Raw genomic sequence first — 7,170 nt, 5'->3', positions numbered from 1 at the left:
GCTGTTCTGCCTTTATTATCTTTTAAATCAAGATTAGCACCTGCATTGATAAGCATTTTTACTGCTTCTGTATTATCGTTCATAATAGCCGAGAATAAAGCTGTTTCGCCTTCATTATCTTTTAAATCAAGATTAGCACCTGCATTGATAAGCATTCTTACTGCTTCTGTATTATCTTGTATAATAGCCCAGAATAAAGCTGTTAAACCATCATTATCTTTTAAATCAAGATTAGCACCATTTTTTATTAGTATTTGTGTTATTTCGTTTTGCTTAGCTATGATAGACAGCATTAAAGGAGTTACTCCATTTACATCCCGATAATTTATATTAACATCTTCATCATTTATATAATATAAAACTTTTTTAGCATCTCCTCTTACTACATAGGATAAAAAATATTCTTCTATAGTAGTTTTGGAATATAAATAGGATACATTAAATAACACTATTACAAATATTAATAATATCTTTTTCATACATACCTCCATTAATTTTTATTTATCTCTTTTAAATATTCTTTTTTAAGTTTTTCCCAATAGTCCTTATATGATATCTTGCTGAAAGGCATCCAAGGTTTTATTCCAGATTTGGCAGGTTTATTTTTTGTATATTCACTCATAAAATAATCTCTATTGTTGGAAAAATCTATATGCAAATTTATATTGAAATATATTAACTTGCCTCAGCAATTTCAAGCATTCTTATTATAAGGCTGTTTCCTGTTTTTTTTGCTATACTGTAAGCTGTTTTGCCGTCTTTTGTTTTAAGATAAATATTTGCTCTTTTGTTTATAAGAAGTTTTACCATTTCTACATTTTCTTTTTCTATTGCCCACATTAAAGCAGTATATCCATTTCTGTCGGCTATATCAAGCTTAGCACCTTTCTCTACAAAAAGTCTTGCTATTTCTGTATTATTATTATTGATTGCTAAAACTAAAGCAGTATGTCTGTCATTATTTACAACATTTAGGTCAGCTTTTCTATCTATAAGAAACTCTGCTACTTGCATATTTTCTTTTGTGATTGCTTTTAGAGAGGCTATTCTCATTAGAACGGTATTGCCTTCATTATCCTGCACATTTATATGCACATTTTTATTATACACATAATCTTTAACTTTACCCATATGACCATAACTAGCCCAAAATAAAAAACTTTGTTCATCGGGAGTTATATTATATAAATTCGATGAAAATAATATAAAAAATATTAATAGTAATAAAGTATTTCTCATTTTATAACCTCAATAATATATAAGTATAGCAAAATATTAATTTTTCTCAATAATTTTATTGTTTAAGAATCATAAATAGTTTTTAGTTTAATAAATTAACAGCATTAAGATAGAACATGCTGAAAAATATATTTCTAATTTATAAAAATATAAATTCATTAAAATACAAAAGTTTTATTTTATTATATCAATTAAAATTTTTAATGTAGTTAATAGTGATATAGTTACAAATATAGGTTTTATAACTTTTATTCCTTTTTTTATAGCAAATTTAGCACCAAAATATGTTGATGTCATTATAAACGGTATAACAAATACACCAGCCATATAATTAACCTTTCCCTCTATAGCAAATATTATTAATGAACATAAATTACTTGTAAGATTCAAAGCCTTAGCATTACCAGAGGCAAGAAGAAAATCCATTTTGTAATATAGTACAAAAAACATTATTAAAAAACTTCCTGTACCTGGACCAAATACCGCATCATAAAAACCAAGAAGAAAAGCAAAAAACATCCCTATTATATAGTTTTTAGCTTTGAGATTGTTTTCATCAAATAAATTTTCCGTGCCGAAAGTTTTTGAAAATAGAGTATAAAGCCCTACTAATAGGATAAGTATCATTATTAAAGGCTGCAATACTTTTGCATCTATAAGCACAATAACCTGAACACCTACAATAGAACCTAATATTGTCATAGGTATCAAAAACTTTATTAGCTTTGTTGTAAGTTTTCCATTTTTAAAGAATGTAAAAGCAGAAACTACAGCTCCAGATGTGGAAGTAAGTTTATTTGTGGCTAATGCAGTGTGCGGAGGAATACCAGCTATTAAATAAGCAGGCAAACTTATAAGCCCGCCTCCTCCGGCAGCAGCATCAACAAAACCAGCTATTGAACATCCTATAATCACTATAATTAAATTTTCTATACTAAGCATGATAATAATACCAATAATTTTTTATTAACGAAAGATATTATATCTTTGATGATTTTTTGTCAAATTAGTTAGTTTAATAAAAATGTTTAGTAATGATATATATTGCACATTTTTATTAAAAAAAGTAAATATGCATTATAATTCAAATTAGCACAAATAAAAAGAAATACCTATGAAACAATATAATTCAAATAAGAAAAAATATAGCATTAAAAATCAAAAAATAAAAGCTTTTAAATTTAATATTAAAAGTTTTTATTAGAAGAATATGGCAAAGCAAAAATAAAATATTAATAAATTATTACAGATAAGATTTTATATAATCTATTGACTTTTTAATTTAATTATTATATACTATACTAATCAAAATATATGGCGGTGTAGCCAAGTGGTAAGGCAGGAGTCTGCAAAACTCTTATTCATCGGTTCGAATCCGTTCGCCGCCTCATTTTCTTAATTTTTTGTAAATATAATGAAAAAAATATATATTTTTGCCATATTCTTCCTCGTTATCGTTCTTATGCTTACTCAAAAGCTTTATGTTCTAACTATCAAAGAAAGAAGATCAACTCAAGTCCTTGATGATTTATACAGACCAAGAGGTACTATATATGATTCAAAAATGAGACCGCTCACCATAAATATACCAGCATATACTATATATATAGATACTCATTCTGTGTCAGAATTAGACGGAAAAGAAGGCGTTAATGTAAATGAGGGATATGATGAAATATTAAGATTACTTGGAATTACAAAAGAAAAATTCGCAGAAATGCTTAAAAACAAAAGAAGAACTATAAGATTAGCACAAAATATTAGCTTAGATGTTTATAATAAGATAAAAGAAGTAAAAGATAAATATAATATTAGAAGTATATACGGTGATGAAAGCTATAAGAGATTTTATCCATATGGAGATATATTCGCTCATGTTATAGGGTATATGAATAAATCTGAAACAGAAGGCTATGCCGGATTAGAAGCTACTTATCAGAATGTATTATCTTCTGTAAATGATAAAGCAAAGGATTTAGTATTAACCCTTGACAGAGATATACAAACTATAGTAAGAAATGAAGTACTAAAAACTGTAGCAGAAAAATCTCCGCAATCTGTTACTTTCATAGTGTCTGATGTAAATACTGGTGCTATTATAGCCAACTATTCTTATCCGTCTTTTGACCCAAATAATCCATTTATATATGTTAATAATGAAAGATTAGATAGAAGTATAATGAGCACTATTTATCCGGGTTCTACAATGAAAATATTTGTAGAACTTGCTGCTTTAGAAGAAGGGGTTGCTAATACTGATGAACTTTTTTATTGTAATGGATATTATGACTATAGCAAGCAAACCCGCATACATTGTGATTATCCGCATGGTAAAGTTGCTTTTAATGATATACTGAAATATAGCTGCAATTATGCAATTGTTACAGTTGCTGAGAGAGTAGATAAAAAATTCTTATATGAGTACTTAAAAAGATTCGGATTTGGAGATGCTACAGATGTAATTGGAAGATATAAAAATGAATGGACTGGGATATATCATGATTTAAAAGATTGGCACAGGTTTTCACGCGGTTATTTAGCAATAGGATATGATTTGAGTGTAACTCCTATGCAAATAGCTTCTTCATATTTACCGCTTCTAAACGGCGGATATAAAGTTCAAATGCATGTTGTAGATTCTGTTTATGACGGAGAAAAAAAATTAATATTAACCAACAACCTAAAAAAAGAAAGAATAATAGACGAACAATATTCACAAATAGCAAGACTTCTGCTTAGAAAAGGCGTTGAATCAGGCTCTACAGGAAGCAGAGCTAATTTGCTTAATATAGATGTTGTAGGAAAAACAGGTACCGCTATTACAGAAGTATACAGAGCTGGTTCTACAGATAGAGCTGAAAAATATTATCAATCCATATTTATAGGAGGCTTTCCATTAGAAGACCCTAAAGTTTCTATATTAGTTTTATTAGATGACCCTAAAGGTTCTGGAGGACTCGCTGCTGGAAGAGTGGCTGCTCCGCTTTTTGCTCAGGTTGCAAATCAAATAATTCCATATTTAGGACTTGTTGATGGAGAAATACATACTATAAACACAAATGAATTTTTATCTTTAGTTCCAAAAGATAATATTATATATACTAATAACATTATGCCTAATATATACGGTCTTTCATTAAGAGACGCTTTAAACAATATATCTTATATAGTTTCTAATAATAATGCCAAAATAGTAGTTCAAGGTGAAGGATATATTTATGATTATAGTCCTCAAGCTGGAAGTGTAATATCAAATGAAGAAATAATAAGGCTTAATCTTAAAGCTCCTAATAGAGACCGATAATAAATAATAATTTTTTAAGGAGATTATATAAAATGTTTAATATACTTACATTTGGAGAACTTTTATACGATGTATATAATGATGTATCTGTAATAGGAGGAGCACCATTTAATTATTCTGTTCAACTATCTAGACTTTTAAATGATAATGATAAATTAAAGTTTATAACAGCATTGGGTAATGATGAATTATCTAATGATGCTATTGATTTTATAAAAAAAGAAAATATTGACTATTCTTTAATACAAATAAATAATAAATATAATACAGGAAAAGCTACTGTATTTCTTAATGAAAAAAAAGTACCTGATTATATAATTCATGAAGATGCCGCTTGGGATAATATAGAATATAATGAAAAGATAGAAAATGCTCTAAAAGAAAAATATGATTTGTTCTATTTTAATATCTTATCTCAAAGAAATGAATGTTCATATAACACTATAAAAAAAATATATAATAATATTGATTCTAAATACAAAATATGCGATGTAACTTTTAGAAAAACTTATTATACCAAAGAAAAAATAGAAGAAGCATTAAAGTTTATTAATATATTAAAAATAAATGATGATGAACTTTACACTATAAAAAATATATTCTATCCAACATTAGAAAATGATAATGAAAAATTATTAAAAACATTAAGCAAAGATTTTGACATTGAATATATATTTTTAACACTTGGAGCAGAGGGTGCTTCTGTGCTTTATAACAATGAATATATATTTAAGCCTTCAAATAAAGTAAAAGTAGTTGACACTGTTGGAGCTGGCGATTCATTTGCGGCTGCTTTAAGCTACGCTATTTTAAATAATTTAGATATAAGAAAAGTGCTTGATTTCGCTTCAACTGTATCTGAACAAATGGTGCAATTAAAAGGCGGTACTGCAAAATATAATACTGCGGAAATAAAAAAATTATTTAATATTTAATCTTTGCCAGTATAGTATTTATATTTAGTTTTAGTTAAGAACCTTATATACTTAAAATTACCAGTATATATTTCTTCTTTAAAGATATATTCCTTTATATCATCATAAAATATTTGCAAATTAGTTTGCATTAATTTATCTATATAATTAGATTTATTTTTTGACATATAATCATATAATCTTTTATGAAGAAGCAGATAAATAAAATTTTCTGGCGGGGTACTCGATTTTATTACTCCATTATAAACCATATCATCAGAGTTATTCTCTAAAAACTTTTGTGCAGTATAAATATTGTTGCTGTATATTAACTTGCCCTCAGGCGAAAATACATAAGAGGCATCTATATAAAAAACATATTCTTTATTATCTGATGAAAGCAAATTATCAAACTTTCTTATTATTCTAAAAGTTTTATTTAAATTATAATTTTGTAAATCTTCTGCATAAAGAATATGCATATTAAACAAAACAAAAAAAGCAATAATTAACCTCATAATAATCATTTAGGTATAGATCTAAGAAGTCTTGTAAAATCAGCATCTTTAGGAAATATTTTTAACGCCTCTTCTATTATAGTATTAGCATTATTATATCTTTTGCTATTATATTCTGTAACAGCATAATTATAATATGAAACTTTAAGATTTCTTTTTAAAACAGTGGTATTTTCTCCTAAATCTTCTATTCCTTGCTTATATATATTTATTGCTGAAGGGAAATCTTTCATATTTAAATAACTTGCCCCAATTGTGTTATAATAATGCTCTGTATTTTTTTTAGTCATAGTATTATTAGGGTTAAACTCATATGCTTCTTTAAGATAAGTGTATGCCTTTTCATAATGGCGTTTTCTTAATGCATCCAATGCTGCTCTATTAAAAGCATTAACTAAATTATCATTATACATCTCAGTATACTGAGATAAATAATAAGCTTTTTTAGCCATAGTTAATTGCTTATCTAAGTCATTTTCTATTTTTCTTAATGAAATCGAATTAGGATATAATGTTGCTATTAAAGTTAGAATATCTGCTTCATTTCTATTGTTATAGTTTTGCTTAGGCACAAAAGTAACGATTGTAGAAGAGCCTGTATTCCTTATCTCTTTAGTACCGGGATTAAAGCCTTTAGCTAAAGTAGTTTCAACATCAATAGGACCCTTTTCTGTATAAACAGTGCAAAAAGCATGACTTGAAGTTAATACTCCTTTAACCTCATAACCAAACTCGCTATAAAGAAGATAATAAAGTATAGAAGAACTTAAACAATTATACTCGCCCTTAGAAATCATATCCTGAAATAAAGTAGAAGTTTCAAAATATTTTTTTAAGATACCTCTATCATATATCCATAATAAAAGCCTATTTCCAAAATCATAAGCCCCCTCATTTACATACCCAGAAAGCTCATCTTTTGCCATATTTCTAATATCATCTAATTTGGCTCTATAAAAATTAAATTCATCTTCGTCAGTAATTCCAGATGCTATGATAAAGCCATCATAATATAGCTCTATGTCATTTGTATCGCCATTATCTATTTTAGTAAAGAAATCTTTTTCTAATGAAGTTAATTCATTTTCATCAAATTTTATCTTATCAGAAGGTTTAGAATATACTATTATAGAAATAATAAATAAAAATATTATTACATATTTTTTCATTTTTTATAAACCTTAAATTATTAACC

General features: G+C 26.8%; 8 protein-coding genes and 1 tRNA gene. 3 read left to right on the top strand and 6 right to left on the bottom strand.

Features of this window, described 5'->3' with window-relative positions; translation table 11 throughout:
• From Q0H31_RS08205 to Q0H31_RS08190, 4 genes are all read right to left on the bottom strand, one after another.
• Positions 1–479, bottom strand: a 479-nt coding sequence (locus Q0H31_RS08205; protein WP_295297135.1) for an ankyrin repeat domain-containing protein, incomplete at its 3' end; no start/stop codon positions are given.
• Positions 480–490: 11 nt separating this feature from the next.
• Positions 491–622 carry a hypothetical protein gene (locus Q0H31_RS08200; RefSeq protein ID WP_295297133.1) on the bottom strand — a complete coding sequence of 44 codons (132 nt, stop codon included), beginning with the start codon at positions 620–622 and terminating at the stop codon, positions 491–493.
• A gap of 53 nt (positions 623–675) precedes the next feature.
• Positions 676–1,239, bottom strand: a complete 564-nt coding sequence (locus Q0H31_RS08195) for an ankyrin repeat domain-containing protein (protein ID WP_295297131.1) — start codon at positions 1,237–1,239, stop codon at positions 676–678.
• Positions 1,240–1,413: 174 nt separating this feature from the next.
• On the bottom strand, positions 1,414–2,181 hold the full coding sequence (locus tag Q0H31_RS08190) for a TSUP family transporter (RefSeq protein WP_015274236.1): 768 nt from the start codon (positions 2,179–2,181) through the stop codon (positions 1,414–1,416).
• Between the two features lie 374 nt (positions 2,182–2,555).
• Here Q0H31_RS08190 and Q0H31_RS08185 point away from each other — a divergent pair.
• From Q0H31_RS08185 to Q0H31_RS08175, 3 genes are all read left to right on the top strand, one after another.
• Positions 2,556–2,627, top strand: a tRNA-Cys gene (locus Q0H31_RS08185).
• Positions 2,628–2,653: 26 nt separating this feature from the next.
• Positions 2,654–4,543, top strand: coding sequence for a penicillin-binding protein (locus Q0H31_RS08180; protein WP_295297129.1), 1,890 nt, complete (start codon positions 2,654–2,656; stop codon positions 4,541–4,543).
• Positions 4,544–4,575: 32 nt separating this feature from the next.
• Positions 4,576–5,478 (top strand): carbohydrate kinase family protein, encoded by a 903-nt coding sequence (locus tag Q0H31_RS08175; protein WP_295297127.1) that lies wholly within the window; start codon positions 4,576–4,578, stop codon positions 5,476–5,478.
• On the opposite strand, the gene Q0H31_RS08170 is transcribed toward Q0H31_RS08175, so the two are convergent.
• A complete protein-coding gene (locus Q0H31_RS08170; protein ID WP_295297125.1) occupies positions 5,475–5,975 on the bottom strand; it encodes a hypothetical protein in 501 nt (166 codons plus the stop codon). The genes Q0H31_RS08175 and Q0H31_RS08170 overlap by 4 nt on opposite strands.
• A gap of 5 nt (positions 5,976–5,980) precedes the next feature.
• The gene (locus Q0H31_RS08165) at positions 5,981–7,144 is read right to left on the bottom strand and encodes a M48 family metallopeptidase (RefSeq protein WP_295297123.1); all 1,164 of its coding nucleotides are present in this window, start codon (positions 7,142–7,144) and stop codon (positions 5,981–5,983) included.
• Positions 7,145–7,170: the final 26 nt, after the last annotated feature.

The organism is uncultured Brachyspira sp. (assembly GCF_934747485.1).
Classification (GTDB): domain Bacteria; phylum Spirochaetota; class Brachyspiria; order Brachyspirales; family Brachyspiraceae; genus Brachyspira.
Note: the sequence above shows the minus strand (reverse complement) of the source record. Positions and strands in the feature narration are given on the sequence as shown.

What these genes read in the sequence shown, in the direction of transcription:
- Q0H31_RS08200 (WP_295297133.1), bottom strand. Translation starts at nt 622, where the DNA reads ATGAGTGAATATACAAAAAATAAACCTGCCAAATCTGGAATAAAACCT.
- Q0H31_RS08195 (WP_295297131.1), bottom strand. Translation starts at nt 1,239, where the DNA reads ATGAGAAATACTTTATTACTATTAATATTTTTTATATTATTTTCATCG.
- Q0H31_RS08190 (WP_015274236.1), bottom strand. Translation starts at nt 2,181, where the DNA reads ATGCTTAGTATAGAAAATTTAATTATAGTGATTATAGGATGTTCAATA.
- Q0H31_RS08180 (WP_295297129.1), top strand. Translation starts at nt 2,654, where the DNA reads ATGAAAAAAATATATATTTTTGCCATATTCTTCCTCGTTATCGTTCTT.
- Q0H31_RS08175 (WP_295297127.1), top strand. Translation starts at nt 4,576, where the DNA reads ATGTTTAATATACTTACATTTGGAGAACTTTTATACGATGTATATAAT.
- Q0H31_RS08170 (WP_295297125.1), bottom strand. Translation starts at nt 5,975, where the DNA reads ATGAGGTTAATTATTGCTTTTTTTGTTTTGTTTAATATGCATATTCTT.
- Q0H31_RS08165 (WP_295297123.1), bottom strand. Translation starts at nt 7,144, where the DNA reads ATGAAAAAATATGTAATAATATTTTTATTTATTATTTCTATAATAGTA.